Source organism: Azospirillum sp. P4_B5, assembly GCF_056402275.1.
This window is the reverse complement of record NZ_JBFUHT010000135.1, coordinates 1-1,032: the sequence shown is the minus strand read 5'-3', so window position 1 is coordinate 1,032 and position 1,032 is coordinate 1. Positions and strand designations below refer to the sequence as shown.

Below are 1,032 nucleotides of genomic sequence, written 5' to 3'. Positions count from 1 at the left end.
ATCTTACGCGGCCTCCTTCACGGCCTTGACCACCTTCTCGGCGGCGTCGGCGAGGTTGTCGGCCGACAGGATCGGCAGACCGGACTCGGCCAGGATCTTCTTGCCCAGCTCGACGTTGGTACCTTCCAGACGGACGACCAGAGGCACATGCAGCTTCACGTCGCGGGCCGCCGTGACGACGCCTTCGGCGATGACGTCGCAGCGCATGATGCCGCCGAAGATGTTGACCAGGATTCCGCTCACATTGGGATCGGAGAGGATCAGCTTGAAGGCCGCGGTGACGCGCTCCTTGGTGGCGCCGCCGCCGACGTCGAGGAAGTTGGCCGGCTCGCCGCCGTAGAGCTTGATGATGTCCATGGTGCCCATCGCCAAGCCGGCGCCGTTGACCATGCAGCCGATGTTGCCGTCCAGCTTGACGTAGTTCAGGTCGTGCTTGGCGGCCTCAACCTCGGCCGGGTCCTCCTCGGCGACGTCGCGCAGCTCGGCCACATTCTTGTGGCGGAACAGGGCGTTGTCGTCGAAGGCCATCTTGGCGTCGAGTGCCAGGATCTCGCCCGAGCCGGTGACGATCAGCGGGTTGATCTCGACGATCGCGCAGTCCAGCTCGGTGAAGGCGCGGTACATGGCGGTCAGGAACTTCGCCGCCGCCCCGACCTGCTTGCCTTCGAGGCCGAGCGCGAAGGCGACCTTGCGGGTGTGGTAGCCCTGGATGCCGGTGGCCGGATCGACGGCGACCTTGACGATCTTCTCCGGCGTGTTGTGGGCGACCTCCTCGATCTCCATGCCGCCTTCGGTGGACGCCATGATGGTGACGCGACCGGTGGCGCGGTCGACCAGCATGCCGAGATACAGCTCGCGCTTGATGTCGGCGCCTTCCTCGACGTAGAGGCGCTTGACCTCGCGGCCTTCCGGACCGGTCTGCTTGGTGACCAGCACGTGGTTGAGCATCTCGCCGGCGTTCTTGCCGACCTCCTCGATGGACTTGACGACGCGGACGCCGCCCTTGCCCTCGGGGTTGTCCTTGAAGCGGCC

Annotated in this window: 1 protein-coding gene; it reads right to left on the bottom strand. The window is 66.0% G+C overall.

Going from position 1 to position 1,032, the window contains the following annotated elements:
• Nucleotides 1-3 precede the first annotated feature (3 nt).
• Nucleotides 4-1,032 (bottom strand): ADP-forming succinate--CoA ligase subunit beta (gene sucC, locus AC1DVI_RS32375; RefSeq protein WP_476961472.1); only part of this gene is annotated, 1,029 nt, incomplete at its 5' end.